Annotated in this window: 23 protein-coding genes; 16 read left to right on the top strand and 7 right to left on the bottom strand. The window is 70.8% G+C overall.

Annotation, left to right across the window (positions count from 1 at the left end):
- Nucleotides 1-51 precede the first annotated feature (51 nt).
- A complete protein-coding gene (locus tag GA707_RS07175) occupies nt 52-1,428 on the bottom strand; it encodes a hypothetical protein (RefSeq protein ID WP_152177691.1) in 1,377 nt (458 codons plus the stop codon).
- Nucleotides 1,429-1,623: 195 nt separating this feature from the next.
- Between GA707_RS07175 and GA707_RS07170 the strand changes: the two genes are divergently transcribed.
- From GA707_RS07170 to GA707_RS07155, 4 genes are all read left to right on the top strand, one after another.
- Complete coding sequence (locus tag GA707_RS07170) at nt 1,624-2,031, top strand: DUF6855 family protein (RefSeq protein WP_152177690.1); 408 nt, start codon at nt 1,624-1,626, stop codon at nt 2,029-2,031.
- A gap of 136 nt (nt 2,032-2,167) precedes the next feature.
- Nucleotides 2,168-3,415, top strand: coding sequence for an acyltransferase (locus tag GA707_RS07165; protein WP_193315209.1), 1,248 nt, complete (start codon nt 2,168-2,170; stop codon nt 3,413-3,415).
- Nucleotides 3,416-3,913: 498 nt separating this feature from the next.
- The gene (locus GA707_RS07160) at nt 3,914-5,032 is read left to right on the top strand and encodes an ATP-binding protein (protein WP_152177688.1); all 1,119 of its coding nucleotides are present in this window, start codon (nt 3,914-3,916) and stop codon (nt 5,030-5,032) included.
- Complete coding sequence (locus GA707_RS07155; RefSeq protein WP_152177687.1) at nt 5,025-5,873, top strand: Fpg/Nei family DNA glycosylase; 849 nt, start codon at nt 5,025-5,027, stop codon at nt 5,871-5,873. Before GA707_RS07160 ends, GA707_RS07155 begins: the two co-directional genes overlap by 8 nt.
- Nucleotides 5,874-5,906: 33 nt before the next feature.
- On the opposite strand, the gene GA707_RS07150 is transcribed toward GA707_RS07155, so the two are convergent.
- Nucleotides 5,907-6,251 carry a cupin domain-containing protein gene (locus GA707_RS07150; RefSeq protein ID WP_152177686.1) on the bottom strand — a complete coding sequence of 115 codons (345 nt, stop codon included), beginning with the start codon at nt 6,249-6,251 and terminating at the stop codon, nt 5,907-5,909.
- A gap of 164 nt (nt 6,252-6,415) precedes the next feature.
- On the opposite strand from GA707_RS07150, the gene GA707_RS07145 reads away from it, so the two are divergent.
- The gene (locus tag GA707_RS07145; protein WP_152177685.1) at nt 6,416-9,265 is read left to right on the top strand and encodes a cation-translocating P-type ATPase; all 2,850 of its coding nucleotides are present in this window, start codon (nt 6,416-6,418) and stop codon (nt 9,263-9,265) included.
- A gap of 76 nt (nt 9,266-9,341) precedes the next feature.
- On the opposite strand, the gene GA707_RS07140 is transcribed toward GA707_RS07145, so the two are convergent.
- Nucleotides 9,342-10,184, bottom strand: a complete 843-nt coding sequence (locus tag GA707_RS07140) for a DUF6544 family protein (protein ID WP_152177684.1) — start codon at nt 10,182-10,184, stop codon at nt 9,342-9,344.
- Between the two features lie 15 nt (nt 10,185-10,199).
- Nucleotides 10,200-10,862, bottom strand: coding sequence for a GPP34 family phosphoprotein (locus GA707_RS07135; RefSeq protein ID WP_193315208.1), 663 nt, complete (start codon nt 10,860-10,862; stop codon nt 10,200-10,202).
- A 139-nt stretch (nt 10,863-11,001) separates the two neighbouring features.
- On the opposite strand from GA707_RS07135, the gene GA707_RS07130 reads away from it, so the two are divergent.
- From GA707_RS07130 to GA707_RS07110, 5 genes are all read left to right on the top strand, one after another.
- Nucleotides 11,002-11,400 carry a cupin domain-containing protein gene (locus tag GA707_RS07130; protein ID WP_152177682.1) on the top strand — a complete coding sequence of 133 codons (399 nt, stop codon included), beginning with the start codon at nt 11,002-11,004 and terminating at the stop codon, nt 11,398-11,400.
- Between the two features lie 172 nt (nt 11,401-11,572).
- Entirely contained in the window at nt 11,573-11,893 is a 321-nt protein-coding gene (locus tag GA707_RS07125) for a rhodanese-like domain-containing protein (RefSeq protein ID WP_152177681.1), read from the top strand.
- A 99-nt stretch (nt 11,894-11,992) separates the two neighbouring features.
- Nucleotides 11,993-12,418 (top strand): OsmC family protein, encoded by a 426-nt coding sequence (locus GA707_RS07120; protein ID WP_152177680.1) that lies wholly within the window; start codon nt 11,993-11,995, stop codon nt 12,416-12,418.
- 85 nt (nt 12,419-12,503) lie between these two features.
- On the top strand, nt 12,504-14,975 hold the full coding sequence (locus tag GA707_RS07115) for a LuxR C-terminal-related transcriptional regulator (RefSeq protein WP_152177679.1): 2,472 nt from the start codon (nt 12,504-12,506) through the stop codon (nt 14,973-14,975).
- Nucleotides 14,976-15,154: 179 nt separating this feature from the next.
- Entirely contained in the window at nt 15,155-15,361 is a 207-nt protein-coding gene (locus tag GA707_RS07110; protein ID WP_152177678.1) for a cold-shock protein, read from the top strand.
- Between the two features lie 89 nt (nt 15,362-15,450).
- Here GA707_RS07110 and GA707_RS07105 read toward each other — a convergent pair whose 3' ends face one another.
- Both GA707_RS07105 and GA707_RS07100 read right to left on the bottom strand, forming a co-directional pair.
- Nucleotides 15,451-16,092, bottom strand: coding sequence for a vWA domain-containing protein (locus GA707_RS07105; RefSeq protein WP_152177677.1), 642 nt, complete (start codon nt 16,090-16,092; stop codon nt 15,451-15,453).
- A 34-nt stretch (nt 16,093-16,126) separates the two neighbouring features.
- Nucleotides 16,127-16,522 (bottom strand): hypothetical protein, encoded by a 396-nt coding sequence (locus tag GA707_RS07100; protein WP_226963582.1) that lies wholly within the window; start codon nt 16,520-16,522, stop codon nt 16,127-16,129.
- A 158-nt stretch (nt 16,523-16,680) separates the two neighbouring features.
- Here GA707_RS07100 and GA707_RS07095 point away from each other — a divergent pair, with 158 nt between their 5' ends.
- Nucleotides 16,681-17,247 carry an NADPH-dependent FMN reductase gene (locus tag GA707_RS07095; protein ID WP_152177676.1) on the top strand — a complete coding sequence of 189 codons (567 nt, stop codon included), beginning with the start codon at nt 16,681-16,683 and terminating at the stop codon, nt 17,245-17,247.
- A 285-nt stretch (nt 17,248-17,532) separates the two neighbouring features.
- Here the strand turns inward: GA707_RS07095 and GA707_RS07090 are convergent, their stop codons facing one another.
- On the bottom strand, nt 17,533-19,020 hold the full coding sequence (locus GA707_RS07090; RefSeq protein ID WP_152177675.1) for a DEAD/DEAH box helicase: 1,488 nt from the start codon (nt 19,018-19,020) through the stop codon (nt 17,533-17,535).
- A 258-nt stretch (nt 19,021-19,278) separates the two neighbouring features.
- On the opposite strand from GA707_RS07090, the gene GA707_RS07085 reads away from it, so the two are divergent.
- The 5 genes from GA707_RS07085 to GA707_RS07065 all read left to right on the top strand — a co-directional run bounded on the left by GA707_RS07085 (nt 19,279) and on the right by GA707_RS07065 (nt 22,852).
- A complete protein-coding gene (locus GA707_RS07085) occupies nt 19,279-19,881 on the top strand; it encodes a DinB family protein (RefSeq protein ID WP_152177674.1) in 603 nt (200 codons plus the stop codon).
- 96 nt (nt 19,882-19,977) lie between these two features.
- Nucleotides 19,978-20,826, top strand: coding sequence for an alpha/beta fold hydrolase (locus GA707_RS07080; protein WP_226963581.1), 849 nt, complete (start codon nt 19,978-19,980; stop codon nt 20,824-20,826).
- Nucleotides 20,827-20,910: 84 nt separating this feature from the next.
- Nucleotides 20,911-21,336 carry an HIT family protein gene (locus GA707_RS07075; protein WP_152177673.1) on the top strand — a complete coding sequence of 142 codons (426 nt, stop codon included), beginning with the start codon at nt 20,911-20,913 and terminating at the stop codon, nt 21,334-21,336.
- A gap of 14 nt (nt 21,337-21,350) precedes the next feature.
- Nucleotides 21,351-21,767, top strand: coding sequence for a glyoxalase/bleomycin resistance/extradiol dioxygenase family protein (locus GA707_RS07070; protein WP_226963580.1), 417 nt, complete (start codon nt 21,351-21,353; stop codon nt 21,765-21,767).
- Between the two features lie 92 nt (nt 21,768-21,859).
- Nucleotides 21,860-22,852, top strand: a complete 993-nt coding sequence (locus GA707_RS07065; RefSeq protein WP_152177671.1) for a hypothetical protein — start codon at nt 21,860-21,862, stop codon at nt 22,850-22,852.
- Nucleotides 22,853-23,039 lie beyond the last annotated feature (187 nt).

Raw genomic sequence — 23,039 nt, 5'->3', positions numbered from 1 at the left:
GGTGCCGACCAGGTATGCACTCCCTCGGTCGGCACCACCGCCGACGTAGGTTCAGCCGGTCGTGCGCACCGCCAGCCCGTGCGGGTCGGCGAGCTCGACACCGCCGACGATGTTGGTCACGGCGGCATGGCCACGAACAACTCCCTCACGGCCGTCCTTGCGCACCTCGAGCACGAGCAGTCCGGGCGCATCACCGCTCGCGGCGTGCGCTCCGCTCAGCGGGTTGGGTCCTCTCGTCGCGGCGTAGACGGCGCGACCGTCCGGCGACTGCGCCGCGATGTCCGGCGCCGGCGACTGGGATGCAGGCGACCGCAGGTTGAGGGTCTGCCCCGCGCCACCGCTTCGCGCCTCGAAGACCTGAAGCACGTGCGCCGACCGGTCGAACGCCCAGACGTGGCGGTCCCTGACCGTCACCATGCCGTGAGCGTCACGCGGTCCGCGGGTGTCCTGTTGGACGAGCTCGACCGCAGGCTGGTCGTTCGGGTTCCACAGCTCGGGTCCACCGACCGGCACGCGGTAGATGAACCAGCCGGAGAGGGCGTTCACCGGACGGCCACCGTTGCCGTACACCCAGCCCTCGGCCTCGGTGAACCCGCATCCGTCCCTGGCGACCTCGGTCGCGGGATAGTCGGCGACGATCGACATGCTCTCCGGGTCCACAGCGAACAGGCCGCCACCGCGTAGCGACACGAACGCCGGGAAGCCGTTCTGTGGGACGAACAGGCAGATCGGCGCGTTGTCCGGCCGTATCTTTGCATTGTCCGGGGTCTGGACCGGCTGACCCTGGGGCGTCTGCCCGGACGAGAGATCCAGGGTGGCGTCCGGCTCCTGGCTGAACGCGTTCGTCGCATAGTCGGTGCTGATCCGCTCGACCTTCTTGCCGTTCTGGTTGGCCACGAGGATGAAGCGGTCATCCGGAGTCGGAACAGCCGCGTGCGCCTGCCGCGCGCCGCCGGCGCCGACCTCGGAGCGGAAGCACGCAACCGGCTCACGGGTCTCGGCCTGGAAGATCACGACGTGACCACTCGCGACGAAGGAGAGCACGGCATGGGACTGCGTGGCGTTGAAGTAGATCATGTGCGGGCGCACCGGGTTGGCACCCGTTTCAGCCCGGCACAGGTCGGCCGTCTCCGCGCTCAGTTCGACGACCTCGGCGGTGGCCGTCGACGCATCGCGGCGCAGCTCGGCACCCTCGTAGATGTGGATCCGGCCACCGAAGGTCGGCGACGCGGCGGGGTCCGTGTTGGACTGGTCCACCAGCCAGACCTCGTGCTGGTCGCGCTTGCCGACGTTGGTGAACGCCCCGCTGATCGGCCCGCTCGGCTCGACCGGAGGTGGGGAGTAGCCGAACCCCTCGTGGTGCTCGCCGCGCGGCGCCGAGGCTCCGGCTGCGGCCGCCACGGCGATCAGAGCGACCGCGACGGACATGACAGAGCCTGCGACGATGCGCCGTGCGGAACCAAGGATAGGTGTGGACACGGGTCCTCCTGATGACGGATGTTGCGATCACTCCGTTATACATGTCATAACACGTCCTAAGGCTTCTGTTCACCATCCGGATACCTGGGTCCGTGGCATAGTGGGCCTCGGCAGGGGCGTCCCAGCAAGCTTCAGGAGGACACCGTGACCAGTGGTTCGGGAACAGCCGACGACCCGTGGGTACTGACGACCGCACCGGGCTCGTCGGCCTACACCATGCATCGGGATCCCGACGCAGACCCACCCGCCCTCGTCTGCCAGGTCGGCTCCACCACTCTCCGCTATCACCTCAGCGCCGTCGAGGATCTGCACGCATGGCTCACCGAGCGCGGTGACTGGGTCGACCTCGGAGCCGCGGACGAGAAGAAGGAGCCGGCGCCCGGGACCGTCGAGGCGTGGGGCCGATCCGAGGACAACCCGGTCGGCGGGTGGTACGGCTTGCGCAAGGGCTACCGCGGTCGGTTCGGGATGTACCTCCCGCCGCTGCTCGAGGCCCTCGGCCTCGCAGAACTGACCCACCAGCCGCGCAACAACCGGATGCGGGCCATCTGACCGGTCGGCGCGAGGCGCCCCGTGGTGCCGGATGGGGCGAGTAGCCCGCGGCCGGCACCACATCGCCTGTGTCTCCTCCGTCTCGGGCGACGATCGATGCCGAGGCGAGCGACGCATACTGGGCGGGAGGGTCGTCATGAGCGGGACCGCAGCCGTCGACACACCCGCCCGGGACGCGAGCGCGACCGTCCCGCGCCGGCCGTATCTGGACAACATCAAGATCGCGCTCATCGCCGCGATCATCGTCATCCACGCGATCCTCGGCTACGCCGGGATGGTCGTCGCCTGGACGTACACCGAGGTCCGCGAGGTCACGCTCGCTCCGGTCACCGAGATCGCGTTGTTCCTTGTGGCGGCTCCGTTCGCCCTGTTCCTCATCGCCCTGTTGTTCCTCGTTGCCGGCCTGCTCACAACCGGTTCGCGCGACCGCAAGGGAACCGGGCGCTTCGCCCGGGACCGTCTGATGCGACTCGGAATCCCCTTTGTCGTATACGTGTTCCTCATCCAGCCCGTTCTGGTCTATGCGCTCGCCCACCCGCTCGGACTCCTCCCCGGCAGCATCTGGGACGAGTGGTTCGGCCCGGAACGTCGGCTGGACACCGGACCACTCTGGTTCGTCGGCGTGCTCCTGGTCTTCTCGCTCGGCTACGCCGTCCTGTATGCGGTGGTCCGGTCCTCGCCCGGTCGTCACACCGCGCGTGGGTCGGGTCGCGGTCACGGACGCCCGATCACAGCGCGGACGCTGGCGTTGTTGGCGGCCGTCGTGGCACCGGCGTCGTTCGCCGTCCGGCTCCTCTGGCCGTACGGCTCGGAGAGCGGGATCAGCGACCTCAACTTCTGGGAATGGCCGGCCTGCCTCGCCGTCTTCGGCCTCGGCGTAGCCGCCGCCGGGCAGGGGTGGCTGGACCGGGTGCCGCCCGAACTGGTGCGGCGCTGTGGGGTGGTCACCGCGGTCGGGGTGGCCGCCGTGGTGGTCCTTCTCGCCGTCGCCGGGCTCCGGGACGGAATCGACGCGCTGCTCGGCGGGGTGGAGTCTCTCGGCGGCGGCCTTCGCCGCTGTGGATGCGGTGCTGACGGTGTTCGGCTCGGTGTGGCTGCTCGGCGTGGCCCAGCACCGCCTCGACCGCACCTACCGGTTCGGCCCGGAGCTGGCCCGCGCGGCCTACGGTGCCTTCATCCTGCAGACCGCCTTCTTGCTCGGGATCGCCGTGCTCCTCAGGCCGGTCGACGCCCCCGCCGAGGTCAAGGCGTTGCTCGTGGCGGCCGGCGGCCTGATCTGCTCATTCGGGGTGGCCTGGCTCCTCGTGCGCTTCGTCCCCGGGTTGCGGCGCGTCCTGTGACCGGCGAGCGTCTCCCCACGCGCGTTCGGCATACCCCCGCGTGACAGCGTCGCAACCGGCCTGCCAGACGCGCGACATGACGCGCCCTCGGCATACCCCCGCGTGACAGCGTCGCAACCGGCCTGCCAGACGCGCGACATGACGCGCCTTCGACATACCCGCGAGTGAGGGCGTCGCGACCGGCCTGCCAGACGCGCGACATGACGCGCCTTCGACATACCCCCGTGTGACGGTGTCGCGACCGGCCTGCCAGACGCGCGACATGACGCGCCTTCGGCATACCCCCGTGTGACGGTGTCGCGACCGGCCTGCCAGAGGCGCGACATGACGCGCCTTCGGCATACCCCCGTGTGAGGGCGTCGCGACCGGCCTGCCAGAGGCACGACATGCGGGCGACTCAGGCTCATGTCCAGGGACCGGTCATCCGTCGTCGAGGCCGTGGAGCCGACCGCTGTCGGTGGGCGTCGCTATAACAGGTATAACGCCTGACTCCCGGTATAACCGATATAACACCACGACACCTCATCCCGAGGAGGGCCGCGATGCCCCGAGGACCGAACCCCTTCCGCCCCGGCTTCGGCATCTCCCCGCGCGTCCTCGCCGGCCGCGACGACCTTCTCGCGGAGTTCGAGACCGCCCTCGACGAGGGCCCGGGCTCACCGCTACGTTCGGTCCTCGTCAGCGGAACGCGCGGCATGGGCAAGACCGTCGTCCTCAACGAGCTCGAAGAGCTGGCCCGGGTGCGAGGGTGGCTCGTCATCCGGCTCCCCGAATCCGGTGGGCTCGTCGACGACCTCGTGCAGACGACGCTGCCGACCCTGCTGTCCGAGCACGACTCTGCCCGAGCCGTCCGACGCCGGGTGACGGGTGGAGGGGTGAGCGGGCTGGGCTCGGTGACGACGTCGGCGACCGAGCGGTACCCCGTCCGCGAGACCGCCGAGACCCTGCTCACCAGACTCCTCGACGTCCTCGCCCAGCACGGCACCGGCATTCTCCTCACCCTCGACGAGGTGCAGGCCGTCGACCGCGACGAGCTCGCCGCCTTCGCCTCGATCTACCAGCACCTGATCCGGGACGAGCGCGAGGTCGCGTTCGCCGCCGCGGGTCTCCCCGTCGGCGTCGACCGGCTGCTCCAGCACCGGGGGACGACCTTCCTGCGACGGGCCGAGCGCATACACCTGCCGTCGCTGACCCGCACCGAGGTCATCGAGGCCGCGCGACGCACGATCGAGGACGCCGACGGGCGGATCACCGCCGAGGCGCTGGAGGCGCTCGCCGACGTCGTCCACGGCTATCCCTACCTGCTCCAGCTCGCCGGCCACGGTGCCTGGCGCTCGGCCGGAGAGCGCAGGCGACTGACGACGGACGACGTCACGTCCACCGTCCCGCTGGTCAGCGAGCGGATGGGCCGGCTCATCCACGGGCCGGCCCTGCGCGACGTCCCGCAGAAGCAGCGCGACTATCTCGCCGCGATGGCACACGACGACGGCCCGTCGGCGACGAGCGACCTCGCCGCCCGGCTGGGCGTCAACATGCAGCACCAGAACGTCTACCGCACCCGCCTCATCGAGCGCGAGCTCATCACCGCGGCCGGACACGGCTTCGTCGACTTCGCCCTGCCCTACCTGCGCGAGCACCTGCGACGGCAGACCCGTGGCTGAGGGTCACGCCATCCACGGGTTGGCGCGGCGCTTCGACGCCGCGTTCGCCGGGAAGGTCGTCCAGGTGACCTCCCCTCGGGGACGCGAGGACATCTCCGAACCCCTCGACGGTCGGCGGGTCCGGACCGCCGAGGCCTGGGGCAAGCACCTGCTGGTCCACGTCGACGACGCACCGACGCTGCACTGCCACCTCGGAATGAACGGCCGGTTCTCGGTTCGCCTCCACCGGCGGGCGGTCCGGAACGGGTGGCTGCGCACCCCACCGCCGTCGACGGGAGCCGAGCACCTCCGCTTCCTGACCGTCACGCACCTGGGAGACCTCACCCGCCCCACGGTCTGCGAGCTGCTCGACGACGAGGGGGTCGAGCGGCTCCTCGACCGTCTGGGTCCCGACCCACTACGCCCCGACCACGACGCCGAGGCGGCCATCCGGGCGTTGAGCCGCTCGCGACGCGCCATCGGCGCCCTGCTCCTGGACCAGTCGGTCGTCGCCGGGGTCGGCAACGTCTATCGCGCCGAGCTGCTGCACCGGGCGCGGATCTCGCCCTGGACGCAGGGGTCGGCCCTCGACCGGGACCGCCTCGAGTCGCTGTGGCGCGACACCATCCGGCTCATGGAGATCGGCGCGGCGGCCGGCTGGATCATCAGCGACGAACGCCAGATCGCTGACGCTGTCCCCTACCTCGAGACCGGGCGACGGGTGCCCCGGTGGGCCAAGCTGTATGCGGTGTACCAGCGCGCCGGTCGGCCTTGCGGGCGATGTGGCTCACCGATCGAGTCGGCCATGCAGGGCAGGCAACGGGTGTTCTGGTGTCCGGGCTGCCAGCCGGACCTCGGGTGAGGCACGCCGGGGCGTGGTCACCGCGTCTGGAGCTCAGCTCGGGCCGAGAGGCGCGTCGCCGGAGGACAGGGACCGAACCACAGCCGAGTCTTTGAGCTCGACGAAGAACGTCACGGTCTCTGTGTCGCCGATGTTCTCGCCCGCGTGCTCCTGCGCATCGAGCCAGCGCACCTCTCCGGCGGGCAGGCTCACGTCGACCGAACGCCCGCCGTGGTGCAGGCGGCGCTCGAACGCCGACGCGGTGATCATCACGCTGTCCGGATGGCTGTGCGGCAGGGTGCGGTCGCCGGGTCGATCGCGGTAGCGCAGGACTCTGACCCGGTCGTTCTCGAAGGCGACGGAGTACAGCTCCGGGTTCGTGGCGATGGGGTCGGCCATGGGTCCTCCTCTGCGTGTCGTGTGCCTGCTGACCGATATGGCCACCGCCCTCCAGCGTCCCACCGTCGAGGTCCGCTGTTAAGAGTCCTGCTGAGCCCTGGGAGAAGGAGCCGATGCGACCGCCCGCCGGCACCGTCCGTCCGCCCGGCTGAGACAATCGACCCGTGGCCCTCGCGCACACACCCGTGGCGGGCAGTCCGCCGCACCTGATCGACGCGGCGGAGCTCTGCGACACCCTCGAGACGGACCCCGGCCAGGGCCTGAGCTCAGCCGAGGTCGAACGTCGGCTCGAGCGCTACGGCCGGAACGAGCTGCGGGCACGCGGCGCCGTCCCGCTGTGGCGGCGCATCCTCGCGCAGTTCCAGGACCCGCTGGTCTACCTGCTGCTCGTCGCCATCGTCGTCTCCCTCGTCATCTGGATCATCGAGGGAATGGCCGGCGTCCCGGTCGACGTCGTCGTCATCGCGGCGATCCTCATCCTCAACGCCGTCATCGGGTTCGTCCAGGAGGCCAAGGCCGAGGACGCGGTCGCGGCTCTGGCCGAGATGACGGCGGCGACCTCGTCGGTGCTGCGCGACGGCCGGGCCGCCACGGTCCCCTCTGCCGACCTGGTCCCCGGTGACGTCCTGCTGCTGAGCGAGGGCGACTCCGTCGGTGCGGACGCCCGCCTCGTCGAGGCCAGCGGGCTGAAGATCCAGGAGGCCGCCCTCACCGGCGAGTCGGCGGCGGTCGTCAAGTCCCCCGCGACGTTGGACGGCGAGGTGGCGCTGGCCGACCGACACAACATGGTCCACAAGGGCACCGCCGTCGTCGAGGGCGTCGGGCGGGCGGTCGTCACGACGACCGGCATGGCGACGGAGATGGGCCACATCGCCGACCTCCTCGACCGCACCGAGCAGGACCCCTCACCGCTCCAGGTCGAGATCGCCACGGTCTCCCGCACCCTCGGCATTCTCGTCATCGCGATCGCCGTCGTCGTCATGGTCACCCTCGCTGTCGTCCAGGGCGCCGACACGGCCGACGAGTGGGTGACGATCCTCCTTCTGGGCGTCTCGCTCGCCGTCGCCGCCGTGCCCGAGGGGCTCCCCGCCATCCTCTCGCTCGTCCTCGCGATCGGCGTGCGGGCCATGGCCCGTCGCAACGCCGTCATGAAGCACCTGCACTCCGTCGAGACGCTCGGCTCCACCTCGGTGATCTGCTCGGACAAGACCGGCACCCTGACCCGGAACGAGATGACCCTGCGCGCGATCGTGACCGCGTCCGGTCGCGTCGACCTCACCGGGACGGGGTATGCGCCGGTCGGGGAGCCGTCCTTCGCACCCTCTGGCGACGGCTCTCCGACCGAGGACCCAGCCCCGGACGACCTGGTCGTCGAGGCCCGGCTCGTGCTCATCGGCGGCACCGTCGCCAACAACGCGAGCATCGCCGAGGTCGACGGTCAGTGGGTCGTCCACGGCGACCCCACCGAGGCCGCCTTCGTCGTCGCCACGGCAAAGCTCGGCGAGGTACCCGAGCGGATCGCCCGCTACGAGCGCCGCGCCGAGGTGCCGTTCACCTCCGAGCGCAAGATGATGTCGGTCCTCGCCCACCACGACGAGCGCGCGGAGGACCGGATCTACACCAAGGGCGCTCCGGACGTCCTCCTCGAGCGCTGCGTCTCCGAACGTCGGGGTGAGCGGGTCGTCCCGCTCGACGACACCGCGCGGTCGCGGGTCCTCGCCCAGGTCGAGCACCTCTCCGGTGAGGGGTACCGCACACTGGGCGTCGCATACCGGATCGTCGGCGACGGCGAGCAGACCCCGGGCCGCGACGACGACGTGGAGCACGACCTCGTCCTCGCCGGCGTCGTCGGCATCATCGACCCGCCCCGCGAGGAGGCGAGAGCGGCCGTCGCCGACGCACACCGCGCCGGGGTGCGCACGATCATGATCACCGGCGACCACCCCGCGACCGCGCAGCGGATCGCAGCCGACCTCGGCATCGTCGCCGAGGGCGGCCGGGCCGCGACGGGACTCGAGCTGGAGCGCCTCGACGACGCCGGTCTCGCCGAGGTCGTGCGCACGACGAGTGTGTATGCGCGGGTCGCCCCCCAGCACAAGCTGCGGATCGTCGATGCGCTCCAGAGCGACGGTCAGGTCGTCGCGATGACCGGGGACGGCGTGAACGACGCTCCCGCGCTCAAGACCGCCGACATCGGGATCGCGATGGGCATCACCGGGACGGAGGTGACCAAGGAGGCGAGCCGGATGATCCTCGCCGACGACAACTTCGCGACGATCGTCGCGGCCATCCACCGCGGGCGGATCATCTTCGACAACATCGCGAAGTTCCTCCGCTACATGATGTCGTCGAACCTCGGCGAGGTCTTCACGGTGTTCTTCGGCATCGTCCTCGCGGGGGTCATCGGCCTGCGGGACGCGTCGAGCCCCGACGGTCTCGTCGTGCCGCTGCTCGCGACGCAGATCCTGTGGATCAACCTCGTGACCGACTCCGTCCCGGGTCTGGCGATGGGTGTCGACCCCGAGATCGACGACGTCATGGCCCGACGGCCGCGACGCCCGGACCGGCCGATCCTGGACCGTCGGATGTGGGCGCGGATCCTCTTCACGGGCACGGCGATGGGGGCGGTGACGCTGGCCACGATGGACCTGTTCCTTCCCGGCGGGTTGTTGGCGGCGCCCTTCGGTGCGGAGTCGTTCGACACGGCGAGGACGGCCGGCTTCACGACGCTCGTCCTCGCACAGCTGTTCAACGCGCTCAGCTCACGGTCGGCGACGCAGAGCGCGTTCCACCGGATGTTCCGCAACCCGTGGCTGTGGAGCGCGATCGGGCTCGTCGTCGCGCTGCAGCTGGCCGTGGTGCACCTGCCCTTCCTGCAGGCGGCCTTCACCACCGAGCCGCTCACGTTCGAGCAGTGGCTCGTCTGCGTCGGCATGGCCTCCGTGGTGTTGTGGGCGCAGGAGGTCGTCAAGCTCGTCGAGCGGTGGGCGTCGCCGGAGCCGACGCCGGCCTGACCCGACCCGTGGTGCCAGACGCGGCGTGCAGCCCCCGCCCGACACCACAGCACCTCACCCCTACCGACGCCCCGCGTCAGTAGCGCCGCGGCACGTCGTACTCGACCTCGGTGACGCGCAGGCGGATGTACGAGTAGTCCCCATCCGGGCGGGCATACACGGCCTCGCCGGCGGTGGGCACCCGGACACCGGCGAACTCGCCGTACGACTGGACCGGCGTCGACCATGGGATGACCGCCGAGGACTCGCGGTCATAGCGGTCCGCGACCATGGTCGTCAGCCGGCCTTCGGCGTCGAAGGAGAACACAGCCGACCCGCTCGCACCGCCATAGGTCATCGTGGCGCGCGCCGACGCCCCGTCGACCGGCTCCCAGGTGATCTCGGGGATGAGGGCACCGGCGGGGAACCACATGATCTCGTTGAGGAAGCGCAGCAGGTCGGCCTCGTCGACCGCGGCTCCGCTGTCCGTGGCGACGGGAGCCACCCCGAGCAACCGCATCTCCAGCCGTCCCCGGCCGTCGACGTAGCTGTCGGTCCCCACGACCTGGACACCGGGCGCCATCCGGATCCGGGCCTTCCACACGAACGCCGGCGGTGCGGTGGAGTAGTACCCCTCCGCAGCGAATGGGACCCACCCGCCCCCGCCGATGCGCAGCTCGCCCAGCTGGCGGAGCCGGACAGTCGCCGGGACCGGGCGTCCGACGACCCCGGAGAAGCGCAACCAGCGCCGCACCGGTTCGGGCAGGTCCTCCAGCTCGCGGTCCGTCACCGGATCGGCCGGTGCAGCCAGGCCCTCGGCAAGCACCCGGTCGGCGAGGTCGTCGATCCGACCCTCGAAATCGGCACGCACCAGATGGGTCGCCGCCGACGCAGCGGCCAGACCGCCGACCACGGTCAGCGCCTTGGGGAACCTGTTCATGGACCCACTCTCCCGTCAGCTCGAGGAACTCGCGGCGGCCGCACCGGCGGTGATGACGACGATCGCCGCCGTCATGGCCTCGATGGCCTTGGCGACCGCCTGTCCGATGACGTCACCGGAGGCCACCTCGTCGATCCGGCGGTTCAGGTCATGCTTGCTCAGCAGGCCCTTCTCCTCGTCGAGGACCTTGCCCGAGACGCCCAGCCCTTTGAGCAGCGCCAGCAGGGCGGCCTCGCCGGGAGTCGCGCTTGCGCCGCTGAGGACCGCACGCAGCCGCTCGCGAAGCCCCTGCTCGGGTCGCGGGTCGCGCACCGGGTAGCGCGCCCCGATCAGGCCGAACGCCTTCTTCGGCTCGATGGCGATCACGCCGTCGGCGGCGAGTGAGTCGGCGATCCGGTCGCGCGGGTTGAGTCTGCCGTCGGTGACGAGACCGGAGAGTTTCGTCCCCTCCTTGGCGCGCACCCGCTCGAGGGCGGCGTCGAGGACCGGGTCGCCGACCGATTCCGCCGTCGTGACGGTAACGCGGGGGTCCTTGTCGTCGTTCAGCGCGATGTGCTCCCCCAGCAGTAGGTCGGTCAGCACCGCCCCAGAGAGCCCGTAGTCGTTCTGTGCGAACGCGCTCTCGGCCTTGCCGTCGTCGCGTCGCAGGAGCAGGAAGAGCTGTTCGGCCACCAGCATGCCTCCACCGTACGTGGCTCCGGCAGCGAGTGAGAGGCTTCGGTATGCGGTGCTCGCCACGGTCGGGCACCTCACTTGCACGAGGTCGCGCGGGCGCCCGACCGACCCGCCCACAACCTCTAGGCGAAAGGGATCTCTCATGGCTAGGACCACACCCGTCTCCGAGTCGGTCGTCACCTCCGGACTGCTCGAGGCGATGCCGGTGAGCGAGTCGTCGATCACCTCGCGTGTCGTCGTCGACAACCCGCTGCTGCGCGTGGTCGTCTTCGCCTTCGACGCCGGCGAGATGCTGACAGAGCACTCGTCACCGCGCGCCGTCGTCGTCCAGCTCCTCGACGGTCGGATCGACCTCACCCTCGCGGGCGAGACCTCGACGATGTCACCCGGCGACGTCGTCTACATGGAGCCGGGCGTCCGGCACGCGCTGGTCGCCCTCGAGCCGAGCCACCTCTCGCTCGTCATGGTGGACACCGAGTTCGTGGACACCGAGTCCGTGGACACCGAGTCCGCGAACACCGACGTTTCGAACACCGACTGACCGCGCCTTGGCGAAAGGTGCGCACCCGCTGGCCGACAGCTTCTCGATCCCTCGTCAGGCGACGCGGACCGTTCGCCGTTTCGGTCCAATTTGGGGAAAGTGGCGGGGCTGGCCGACTGAGCGCTCCCGGCGAAGGTGCGCACAGCATACCCCCTCGGGTATTATTGAGACCATGTCGCGCACCATCGATATCCCCACCTTCGCCGCCCGCAGAGCCGACGGAGCGCTCGTCATCGACGTGCGCGAGCCGATGGAGTACGTCCTTGGCCACGTGCCGGGCGCCCGGCTCGTGCCGATGAGCCGCATCTCCCAGGCGCTCTCGATCCTGCCGCGCGGCGAGGACGTCTACGTCATCTGCGAGACCGGCAACCGGAGCGACTCGATGGCTGAGTTCCTCTCGACCATGGGCATCGACGCGATCTCGGTCTCCGGCGGCGTCAGCGCCTGGAGGGCGGCGGGTCACCCGACCGTCGCGGGACGCGCGGCCGCCTGAGCCGGTCGCACCCGCTCTATCTCTTGCCCTGACCGGCGAACGCCGACAAGGTTGGGGGTGCACAACCGACCTGCACGTTCGACGAACCAGGAGAGACACATGGCGACGACCCGCACCGCTTCAGCCCACTGGGAGGGTTCCCTCATGGAGGGCTCTGGACAGGTGACCATGGAGTCCTCCGGGCTCGGCACGTATGACGTCACATGGCCGTCGCGGGCGGAGGAGCCGAACGGACGCACCAGCCCGGAGGAGCTCATCGCGGCGGCGCACTCGACGTGCTTCTCGATGGCGCTCTCGCACGCACTCGCCCAGGCCGGCACGCCGCCCACCTCGCTCGACACGACCGCCGACGTGACCTTCCAGCCCGGCACCGGAATCACCGGAATCGTCCTCAAGGTCACCGGCTCGGTCCCGGGCATCTCGGCCGAGCAGTTCCAGGAGGCCGCCGAAGGCGCGAAGACGGGGTGCCCGGTGAGCCAGGCGCTCTCCGTCCCCATCGAGCTCGAGGTCTCGTTCGCCGACTGAGCACCGGCAGGGCGCGCAAACCCCACGCGCGCCACCGCACTCCCTAGCATGGGCAGATGGCCGGCCGGGGGGAGGGAGGGGCGCGATGAGCATCGCGTCCGACCCGGACGAGGGCGGCACGTCGGCCGGCACGGCCTCTCGGGAGACTCAGGCCCCGGAGTCTCTCATCGGCCGCGAGGTCGAGCTCGACACCCTGGCCACGCTCCTTGCGCACGGACGCACGTCGATCGTCAACGTCACCGGCTCCCGAGGTGTGGGCAAGTCGGCGCTCGTCCGGGCGGCGCTCGAGCGCGCCTCGTCACGGTTCGCAGAGGTCGCGCACCTCGATCTCACCGGCGAGACGCCGGTGAGCGCCCTGGCCGGCCTGCGACGCCATGTCGCCCGCCTTCCGATCCCGGCGCGCCGAGGCGACCTCTCGTCCGTGGCGGAGCGACTGCTGCTGTTCCTCGACCGCGCAGACGTCCTCTCCCGCGCCGAGCAGGAGCTCGTCGACCTCGTCCCGGACGGCCCGGCCTGTCTCGTCGTCGAGTCCGTGCCGCAGCTGCGGCACCCGCGGATCGCCGTCGTCCAGGTGGGCCCCCTGAGCCTTCCCGCAGCGGCGGAGCTGTTCCGCCGCCGGGCCCAGGCGACGGGCGCCGCACTCGCCGAGGACGAGGCGACCACCGCATACATCCACCGGGTCTGCACGGCCGTCGACGCGAACCCGCTGGCGATCGACCTCGCTGCGGCGCGACTGCCGTTCCTGCCGCTCGCCACACTGGCGACCGCGCTGGAGTCGCCTGAGCGCGCCCTCGCAGTCCTGTCCGCGCCACGGCCGGCGCTCTCCGAGAGACGGGCCCTGCGCACAGGACTCGCCGCCAGCCACCGGTCGACGTCCGCCGCCTCACAGCGGCTGCTCGACATGCTGAGCGTGTTCTCGGGATCGTTCACGATCGAGGCCATCGAGGCGATGTGGGTCGGCGACCCCTCCGAGTGCTTCGACGCCTTGACCGAGCTGATCGACCTGCGCTTGGTCCAGCTCGACGACACGTCGGGCGTCGGTCGCGGCCGGCTCAGCCGGCTCGTGCGGGACTTCGCCACCGAGCGGATCGTCGGCTCACCCGTGGAGGAGGAGGCCCGCTCCCGGCACGCGGACCACTACTGCCACATCGCGCGCCGTGCCGCACTCGCGTACGACGACGCCGATGAGGACGCGGCTCGCGCCATTCTCGGGGAGGACTATCCCGAGGCACTCGCGGCACTGCGCTGGCTGAGCGATCGGGACCCCGCCCGCGCCCTCCGGCTCGGCGCGGACCTGGGATGGGACGCCCATCGCCGCGGGGGTGGAGCGGCAGTCGTGGAGATGTTGGAGCAGCTGACGCAGAGCGAGTATGCGGGGGCCGAGTCCGCCCGACGCGACGCCCTGCTGTGGCTCGCCCAGCTGGCGAGCTGGTCACCGCTCGGCGCCGACAGGATGGGACTCATCCGGGAACAGCTCGCCGATGCGCTCGATCTCGCGCGCCGACTGGAGGAGCCGCTGCCCCTGCTCCGCGCGCTCCGCGCGCACTTCATCTCGATGGTGGCACGGGGCGACATCGCCGCGAGCGTGGCGGCATGCCGGGAAGGGATCGCGCTCGCCACGGCGATCGGGCATGCCCGCTGGCTCGGCCGGTTCGAGATCTCCTTGAGCGCCGTGCACGCTCTCGTGCACGAGTACGACGAGGCGGTGAGGCTGGCCACGTCCGGGCTCGCTCGGGCGACCCGGTCCGATGACCGGCCGGGGATCGCGCTCGGCTCGCTGGCGCTGCACGTGATGCCGGCGGACCACGTCCCGACCCGGGCCGAGCTACCCGCCCTCGAGCAGGTGCTCGAGATCTTCCATGCCCAGGGCGACCTCCAGAACGAGCTGCACACGCTGGCGACCCTGGCTCAGGAGGCCGTCGACCGCGAGGATGCCCGCTCCGCTGCCGGCTGGGTCCTCACTCGGCAGGACCGCCTGGGCCGAACAGATCTCCTCAACGGGCTGACCGTCTCGGTCATGCTGGCGGTCCACGTCGCCCGGCTGCGCGGTGACCACACCGTCGGTGCCCGGCTGCACGGCTCCGTCTCCTCGCACATGGAACCCCTTGTGGCGGTCCTGGCGCCGAGACACGTCGACCTGTACCGCTCCGGCCTGGAGTCGTTCCGGGAGGCGCTGGGCACGGACGACTTCGAGATGGCCGTCGCGGGCGGGCGGCTACTGGACCGGGAGCAGACTCTCGTCGAGCTCGTGGACTACCTGCGGAGCGTGGTGGACGGACCGGCCGCGACAGCTGCGGCTGGTCGCGCGGTCGCGTCCCAGGACGACGCCGATGGCGCCGCACCGAGCCCGCTCAGCCCCAGAGAGGGCCAGGTGCTCCGGCTGCTTGCCAGAGGACTGCGCAACAAGGAGATCGCCCAGGAGCTGGCCATCAGCCCCAAGAGCGTCATGCACCACACGGGCTCGATCTACCGCAGGCTCGGCGTGCGCAGCCGCACCGAGGCTGTGGCCGCCGCCGCGAGGCTGGGCCTGGTCGAGATCGGTGAGTCACTCGATTAGCGGCCACAGCGCCGAGCCGGTAGTGTTGAACCCGTTGTTGAGCTTTTCCGAAGTTGCAGTTGGTGTCGTAGTTTCCGTTCCGGAACCTCGCATTTCTGGGCAGAGGTTGACCGGCATCACCAACATCGGAGCCCCGACCGTCGGGATGTGCTCCAACGACTCGAAAGAGAGGCCATCGCATGGCTACTGGAACTGTGAAGTGGTTCAACGCTGAGAAGGGCTTCGGCTTCATCGCCCCCGACGACGGCAGCGCCGACGTCTTCGCCCACTACTCGGCGATCAACTCCAACGGCTACCGCTCGCTCGACGAGAACGACAAGGTCGAGTACGAGGCGCAGCAGGGCCCCAAGGGTCTGCAGGCCGCGAACATCACCGTCCTTCGCTGAGCTCGCTCAGCGACTGACCAGAGCCCTCCTCCCGGATCTCCGGGAGGAGGGCTCTGTCGTTCGGCGCCGTCCTCGCGCTGCCTCGGCGCCTATCGCGACGAGGCCCGCCGCTCGGCGTCGCTGTAGCCGACGTCGGCCGCGCTGAGACCGGCGGCGCGGGCCGCACGCACCCGGCCCACCATCGCGGAGGTCGAGGCCATCGCCTCCCGAGAGGCGGTGCGTGAGTACGTCATCGAGCGACTCGCCGGGACGCCGAGGCCGGTGCCGACCTCGATGGCGTCCTGGTCGGCGCCCATGTAGAGGAACTCCCAGCCGTAGGTCTGCGTCTGCTGCTGGATCAGGGACCTGACCGCCGCGTGGGTCCACTCCTTGCTCGCGTTCTCGTGCCCGTCGGTCATGATCCCGACGATGACGGTGCCGGGGCGGCCCGCCTCGGGCAGGGCGGCGAGACGCTCGCCGGCGTCGGTGACCAGCCGCCCGATCGCGTCGAGCAGGGCGGTCGTCCCCCGCGGCTGGAGCTGCAGACCGGGCACCTCGGCGATCGGCAGGTCGGCGTAGACGACGTCGTAGCGGTCGTCGAACTGCGCGAGCGTCACCCGGCAGTCGCCGGGCTGGGTCCGCTGTTCGGCGATGAAGGCGTCGAAGCCGCCGACTGTGTCCTCGCGGATGGACTGCATCGAGCCCGACCGGTCGAGGAGGAAGTACAGGTGGGTGAGATCGGCGTTGGTCATGAGGTGCTCCTCGCTGTCGGTGACCGGTGGTGGGTCAGGTGTCCCGTCGGCGCCTGAACCGCAGCGGTGCGGGCGGGTTGTCGGGGGTCGGCGCGGGCCGGCCGAGCTCGGCGTCGTATCTGGCTCGCTCGACCGAGGTGCGGGTCACGCGGCCCTCGGGCGTCGCATACGGGCTGAGGCGTGCGGTCCGCGCCAGCCGTGGGCCGACGGCGTTCTCGGAGAGGTCGGCCAGCTGGCCGGCCTGTCGCAGGGATGCTCCCTCCTCGAGGACGGCGGCGGCCATGGCCTCGTCGACCGCCCGGTTCAGGTGCTGCTGGGCCTCGATGAGGACCGGCAGCGCGTCGGTGGCGCTCGCGCACCGGCCGGCGGTCTCGAGCGAGCGGGCCGCTCTCTCGATGAGGGACTCGAGGTCGGGTGCGTCCTGTGCCACAGCACTATCGTATCCGCAGTTAGTGCGGATTAGCAAGAGGTGAGTATGCGGTGCTCACCTGCTCCGCCGCGCGCCCCGGTGCGCTGTCTGCGAGTCTGGACCGAAGGCGGCTCGATCTCGCAGACGCGAGCCGCGAAGCCGAGCAGGAGGAGAAGGTCATGACCTACCGAGTGGGGTACTTCATCGGAAGCCTGTCGTCGCAGTCGATCAACCGGACGCTGAGCGAGGCACTCATCACCGTCGCGCCGAAGGACCTCGAGTTCCACGAGATCCCGATCCGGGACCTGCCGCTGTACAACCGCGACCTCGACGACGACTTCCCGCCGGAGGCGACGGCACTCAAGGCCGCGATCGCCGACAGCCAGGCCGTCCTGTTCGTCACTCCCGAGTACAACCGCTCCATCCCCGGTGCGCTCGCCAACGCCATCGACTGGGCGTCCCGGCCCTACGGCGAGAACTCCTTCGACCACGTCCCGGCCGGGGTGATCGGCGCCTCCCCGGGCGGGATCGGCACCGCCGTCGGGCAGCAGACGCTGCGGGGGATCCTCAGCTACTGCAACGCCCGACAGATGACCGCTCCGGAGGCGTACATCCAGTTCGACCCGGACGCCTATGGGGAGAACGGTGAGGTCACGGACGAGGAGCTCAAGGGCGTTCTCACCGAGTTCATGCAGGAGTTCCGCGACCACATCGCGCGGGTGCTCACGGTCCTGCCGCGCGAATGACGGGGGTGGCGCCCGGCGGGTGCGCCGCGTCCGGGTAGTGCGTGGGTTCGGCGAGTACTACGGGGACCGCAGGCGGTGGAACGACACCAAGCGCGGGGAGGACAACCCGCCGGTCTGAGCAGGGGGCGATTCGGCGTCGCACTCTCTCGCCGGGTTCCCCTTCGCGTCGTCGCCTTGTGTCATGGAGACACGCCGACGATCTCGAGTGATCGTCGGCGTGTTGCCATGACACAACGGGTCCGGCTGGTCTGGGCACCCGGAGGTGGAAGTATGCGGTGGTCCCGCTCAGCGGCGACCGGAGCGGCTGCTGGTCGAGAAGGCCGCGGCGCCACCGCCCGAACGGGCCGGCCGGCCCTGCGAGCCGTTGCGGCCGGAGCGGGGCTGCCCCTGACCGGAACCCTGGCCCGCGCGAGTCTGGCCCTGGGGCGAGCGGCCCTGACCCTGGCGACTCTGACCCTGGCGAGCCTGTCCCTGGCCCGAGCCGGACTGGCGCGGACGGCCCGAGCCACCGCTTCGTCCCCCTCGACCCCGGCTACCTGAGGAGCTGGAAGAGGAGATGGAGGCGACCGGCGCATACCCGCCGGGGAAGGTGCGCTCCCCAGGGGCGATCTCGCCCAGGAAGGGGTGCGTGGCGTGGACCCGCGTCGTCTTGGGGTTGATGCCCGCCTTGCGGGTGAGGTCGCGGACGTCGCGGACCTGGTCGTCCATCATCAGGGTGATGACACTGCCGGACGCGCCGGCGCGGGCGGTGCGGCCCGAGCGGTGCAGGTAGGCCTTGTGCTCGACCGGCGGGTCGGCGTGGATGACGAGACCCACGTCGTCGACATGGATGCCACGCGCGGCGATGTCGGTCGCGACGAGCGTGTGCGCGGCGCCCGAGTGGAACGCGTCCATGGTGCGGGTGCGGGCGTTCTGGCTGAGGTTGCCGTGCAGCTCGACGGCCGGGACGCCGGAGGCGTTGAGCTGGCGCGCGAGCTTCTTCGCGCGGTGCTTGGTGCGGGTGAACACGACCTTGCGGCCGGGGGAGGCGACGAGGTCGAGCAGCACCGGCAGGTGCGCGTCGCCGCTGACGTGGAGCACGTGGTGGCTCATCGACGAGACGGGCGACTGGGCCGAGTCCGCCTCGTGGGTGACCGGCTGGGTCAGGTAGCGCGTGACGAGGGTGCCGACCGCGTTGTCGAGGGTCGCGCTGAAGAGCATGCGCTGACCGGTGCGGGGCGTCTTGTCGAGCAGGCGGCGCACGCTCGGCAGGAAGCCGAGGTCGGCCATGTGGTCGGCCTCGTCGAGGACGGTGACCTCGACCGAGTCCAGGCTCACATGACCCTGCTGGATGAGGTCCTCGAGCCGGCCCGGGCAGGCGACGACGATGTCGACGCCGCGCGCGATGGCCTGGACCTGCGGGTTCTGGCCGACGCCGCCGAAGACGGTCTTCGAGGTGAGCCCGGCGGCCCTGGCCAGCGGCGTGAGCGCCTCATCGATCTGGGTGGCAAGCTCGCGGGTGGGCGCGAGGATCAACGCCCGCGGGCGGCGGGGGCGCCGCGTGGTCGGGCTCATCTCGTCCGCGAGGCGGGCGATGACCGGAAGGACGAACGCGTAGGTCTTGCCCGAACCGGTGCGGCCGCGGCCGAGGACGTCGCGGCCGGCCAGGCTGTCGGGCAGCGTGGCGGCCTGGATCGGGGTGGGGACGGTGATGCCTCGGTCGGCGAGGACCCGGGTCAGGGACGCGGGGACGCCGAGGGCAGCGAAGGATGAGGGGGCGTCATGGGACACCATGAGAAGAACTCCAGGAATCTGATGCATGTCGGTTCTGCCCGGCGCGGTCCGGGCCACCCGGCTCGATCGTCACAGTTGTTGGTCGTCACTGTGGACGGGCGTGGGGTGTCCGCTCGGTCGCGGCGCGTCGGCATCGACGAAGAAGAAAAGGGAAGCGGGCCGAGGCAGAACGGTGCGGGCCGCTGTTCATGAGCCTACGGGGTCGAGGCGGTGCGCGCGAATCGACCGCGTCCCCTCGGGTGCGGACATACTGTCCGGATGGGCGGTCACAGGCATGTGGACGAGGGCGAGACGGCCAAGCAGCTGCTGCAGCGGTACCTGCAGCGCGGACGCGACTCCCTGCTGGCGAAGCTCGAGGGCGTGAGCGAGTACGACGCCCGCCGACCCGTCGTGCCGACCGGGACGAACCTGCTCGGACTCGTCAAGCACGTGGCGAGCGTCGAGGCCGGATATCTGGGGGACACGTTCGGACGACCGTTCGGGGAACCACTGCCGTGGTTCGAGGACCACGCGGAGACCAACGCCGACATGTGGGCCACCGCCGACGAGCCCCTCGACGCGATCGTCGCGCTGTACCGGCGCGTCTGGGCGCACTCGGACGGGACGATCGAGGCGCTCGAGCTCGAGGCGCCCGGGCGAGTGGCCTGGTGGGGCGAGCACGGCGATGTCACGCTGCACCAGGTGCTCGTCCACATGATCGACGAGACGAGCCGGCACGCCGGCCACGCCGACATCGTCCGCGAGCTCATCGACGGCGTCGTCGGACTCCGGACCCAGGGTGACAACCTGCCCGACGAGGATGCCGAGTGGTGGGCCGCCTACCACGAGCGGCTCCAGCAGACGGCCCAGCACTTCAGGTGAGCCGTCAGCCGGCCGCGTCGGATAGGACACCTGCCGTCCGGCCCGCGGTGATCTGCGGTTAGTTTGGTGGGCAGACCACCTTCGGAGGAGACCCGCATGCCTCGCATGGATCCGCGCACGGTCGTGCTGCACGGGCAGGAGCTGTCCTTCGTCGACAGCGGTTCCGGTCCGGTCGTCCTGTTCATCCACGGCATCCTCGGGTCGCAGCGGCAGTGGGCCCGCCTCGTGGACCGGATGGACGACAACCAGCGCGTCATCGTGCCGGACCTGTTCGGGCACGGCGACTCGGCCAAGCCGATGGGCGACTACTCGCTCAGCGCGCACGCGGCCACCCTTCGGGACCTGCTCGACCACCTCGGGGTCGAGCGCGTCACCCTCGTCGGGCACTCGCTGGGCGGCGGCATCGCGATGCAGTTTCTCTACCTGTTCCCGGACCGGGTCGACCGGCTCGTGCTCATCGCCAGTGGCGGCCTGGGTCGTGAGGTCAACCTCGTCCTGCGCTCGGCCACCCTGCCCGGTGCCGACCAGGTGCTGCGGGTGGCGGCCTCCGGCCCTGTGCTGTCGCGCCTCGAGTCTCTCGGGCAGGGGGTGGCCAAGGTCGGGTGGCGCCCCGGCTCGGACCTCCGCGCCATCTGGAAGGGGTTCACGTCACTCGCCGACGGCGAGAGCCGACGGGCCTTCCTCGCGACGACCCGCTCGGTCATCGACCTCGGCGGGCAGAGCATCAGCGCCCACGAACGGCTCGAGAGCATGCCCAAGATCCCCACCCTCATCGTGTGGGGTGCCAAGGACCGGATGATCCCGGCCTGGCACGCCCTCAGCGCCCAGGAGTCGATCCCGCACTGTCGGGTCGAGCTGTTCAAGGAGGCCGGTCACTTCCCACACCTGGATGATCCCGACCGCTTCGCCGCGCTCGTGCGGGAGTTCATCCACGAGGAAGACTGAGTCGAGGACCGCCTCACCGGTCCGCGCGCGACGCCCGGGCGGCCCGGACGCTGCGGCGGCGGTGGAGCGGCCATACTCGAGGCCATGGACTGCGTGTTCTGCACGATCGTGAGGGGCGGGGCGGAGGCGAGCACCGCATACGAGGACGAGCGCGTCGTGGCCTTCATGGACATCGCCCCCGCGACCCCCGGACATCTGCTCGTCGTTCCGCGACGGCATGCGCCGCACCTCGCCGACCTCGACCCCGAGGACGGCGCCCAGATGTTCCGGGTGGCTCAGCTGCTCGCCGCGGCGGTGCGCCGATCGTCCATCCCCGCCGACGGGGTGAACCTGCTGTTGGCGGACGGAGCGGTCGCGATGCAGGAGGTCATGCACGTCCATCTCCACGTCCTGCCGCGGACCGAGGGTGACGGACTGTCGCTCAGCGCCGGGTTCCACGAGCCGGACCGAGGCACGCTCGACGCCCAGGCGGCCGATATCGCTGCAGCGATATCGGCATGGCCCCCCTAGGCAGGAGCCGCCCCGTGCCCGAGGATCACGTCTTCCCGATCGTCAACTGCGCCGACCTCGTCCGGTCGACGGCGTGGTATCAACGTGTGCTCGGCGGTGTTGTCGAGTACCGGTACCCCGACGAGGGCGACGCCGAGTTCCTCACCCTCCGCATCGGATCCGGGCTGGTGGGCCTCGGTCACGGGAACGCACCGGCGATGTACGGCGAGACGCCACGGCCGGCCATGGGGCACGCGGTCGACCTCTGCGTCTACGTCCGCGACCTCGACCGCGTCGTCGCTGACGCCGGCGATGACGTGGCCGTCGTTCCCGCCGTGATGCCTTGGGGTGAGCGCCTTGCCTACCTGCGCGATCCCGAGGGCACCATGCTGCTTGTGATCCAGAGCGGCGCTGGAACACAGCCCGACCAGGCGGCATCTCACACGTCCTGACCTGCGCATTCCAGGTCCGTCGCCGGGACGGCACGGCTGTCTGCCGCTAGCGTTGGCCGGACCAGCAGGTCACTCTGAGCGGAGAAGGTCACATGTGGTTCAAGAAGGACAAGGACAGCAACGGCGAGGACGGGGACTCGTCGACAGCGCAGGACGCTGTCGACGATGACGGCATGAGTGGTGTCACCGAGGGCGCGTCTCACGAGAGCAAGCCGACCGACCGCGTCGGCGAGCAGCCCATCGACGCCGAGACCGGCGCTTACTCCGACGAGCTCAGCCAGGCGCTCGAGGATGCTCGGGGCGCCGACGAGGGTGGTGAGACCGACCCCGAGGACTACGAGAGCCGGCATGCGGGCGGCGTCGACGACTCGGGGGTGCTGGCCGACGCGCCGGATGACACGTCCGGCGATGGTGGGTCGGGCGGTGGCAGCGTGTTGCCGCGGGACGGTGCCCTCACGGACGAGTCCGCTGTCGAGCAGACCCCCGAAGCGGCCGCGGCCGAGGAGGGCGAGGCGCTCCGGGACTCGGACCCGACGGACAGCCTCGAGCAGGATGCCGGCACCGACGCCGACCGCGAGCAGCGCGAGGCCGAGCAGTCGCAGGACGAGGGACAGTCGCAGGACGAGAACGAGGACCCTGCCCGCGAGGAGGCCGAGCGGCGCGAGCGCGAAGAGGCGTTCGCCCGGGAGCACGACCCCACCGACCATGACCTCGGGGCGGGAGAGGAGTTCCGGCAGCGGGGCGACTGGACTGCAGACGAGCACGGCGGCCCGCAGGTCCAGGAACCCGACGGCACCGTGCACGAGCCGGACGACGAGGGCACCGAAGGCGGCGAGGGCGGTAGGGGCGGTAGGGGCTCCGGGGAGTCAGCCCTCGAGGACGTTCGCGACGGAGGACACGGCTGGGGGTCCGCCGCGCCGGTCGAGGGTGGTGCCCAGCCGTTGGGTCACCCGGTCAAGGCGTGGCACGACACGATGACCTACGTCCTGCCGGGCGAACCCGGGTATGAGGCGGACCCGCACGAGTGGTTCGTCGACGGCGAGACGGCTGAGCGCGCCGGGTTCCGGCCGGCACACGGCGGCTGAGTCTGCGGCATGCCAGGAGCGCGCTATGTCACGCGCTCGGCAGGCCGCTGATCTGACGCTGAGTCGGGGGCATGCCAAGGGCGCGCGATGTCACGCGTCCGGCAGGCCGCTGATCCGACGCCGAGTCGGGGGCATGCCAAGGGCGCGCGATGTCACGCGTCCGGCAGGCCGCTGATCCGACGCCGAG

Source organism: Nostocoides sp. F2B08, assembly GCF_009184895.1.
In the GTDB taxonomy this organism is placed as follows: domain Bacteria; phylum Actinomycetota; class Actinomycetes; order Actinomycetales; family Dermatophilaceae; genus F2B08.
The sequence above is the reverse complement of the archived record's forward strand: the minus strand, read 5'-3'. Positions and strand labels throughout refer to the sequence as shown.

Coding starts and splice junctions, on each gene's coding strand:
- GA707_RS07065 (WP_152177671.1), top strand. CDS start 21,860: ATGTGGTTCAAGAAGGACAAGGACAGCAACGGCGAGGACGGGGACTCG.
- GA707_RS07090 (WP_152177675.1), bottom strand. CDS start 19,020: ATGGTGTCCCATGACGCCCCCTCATCCTTCGCTGCCCTCGGCGTCCCC.
- GA707_RS07165 (WP_193315209.1), top strand. CDS start 2,168: ATGAGCGGGACCGCAGCCGTCGACACACCCGCCCGGGACGCGAGCGCG.
- GA707_RS07175 (WP_152177691.1), bottom strand. CDS start 1,428: ATGTCCGTCGCGGTCGCTCTGATCGCCGTGGCGGCCGCAGCCGGAGCC.
- GA707_RS07160 (WP_152177688.1), top strand. CDS start 3,914: ATGCCCCGAGGACCGAACCCCTTCCGCCCCGGCTTCGGCATCTCCCCG.
- GA707_RS07110 (WP_152177678.1), top strand. CDS start 15,155: ATGGCTACTGGAACTGTGAAGTGGTTCAACGCTGAGAAGGGCTTCGGC.
- GA707_RS07095 (WP_152177676.1), top strand. CDS start 16,681: ATGACCTACCGAGTGGGGTACTTCATCGGAAGCCTGTCGTCGCAGTCG.
- GA707_RS07150 (WP_152177686.1), bottom strand. CDS start 6,251: ATGGCCGACCCCATCGCCACGAACCCGGAGCTGTACTCCGTCGCCTTC.
- GA707_RS07135 (WP_193315208.1), bottom strand. CDS start 10,862: ATGCTGGTGGCCGAACAGCTCTTCCTGCTCCTGCGACGCGACGACGGC.
- GA707_RS07105 (WP_152177677.1), bottom strand. CDS start 16,092: ATGACCAACGCCGATCTCACCCACCTGTACTTCCTCCTCGACCGGTCG.
- GA707_RS07115 (WP_152177679.1), top strand. CDS start 12,504: ATGAGCATCGCGTCCGACCCGGACGAGGGCGGCACGTCGGCCGGCACG.
- GA707_RS07130 (WP_152177682.1), top strand. CDS start 11,002: ATGGCTAGGACCACACCCGTCTCCGAGTCGGTCGTCACCTCCGGACTG.
- GA707_RS07125 (WP_152177681.1), top strand. CDS start 11,573: ATGTCGCGCACCATCGATATCCCCACCTTCGCCGCCCGCAGAGCCGAC.
- GA707_RS07140 (WP_152177684.1), bottom strand. CDS start 10,184: ATGAACAGGTTCCCCAAGGCGCTGACCGTGGTCGGCGGTCTGGCCGCT.
- GA707_RS07120 (WP_152177680.1), top strand. CDS start 11,993: ATGGCGACGACCCGCACCGCTTCAGCCCACTGGGAGGGTTCCCTCATG.
- GA707_RS07080 (WP_226963581.1), top strand. CDS start 19,978: ATGCCTCGCATGGATCCGCGCACGGTCGTGCTGCACGGGCAGGAGCTG.
- GA707_RS07085 (WP_152177674.1), top strand. CDS start 19,279: ATGGGCGGTCACAGGCATGTGGACGAGGGCGAGACGGCCAAGCAGCTG.
- GA707_RS07075 (WP_152177673.1), top strand. CDS start 20,911: ATGGACTGCGTGTTCTGCACGATCGTGAGGGGCGGGGCGGAGGCGAGC.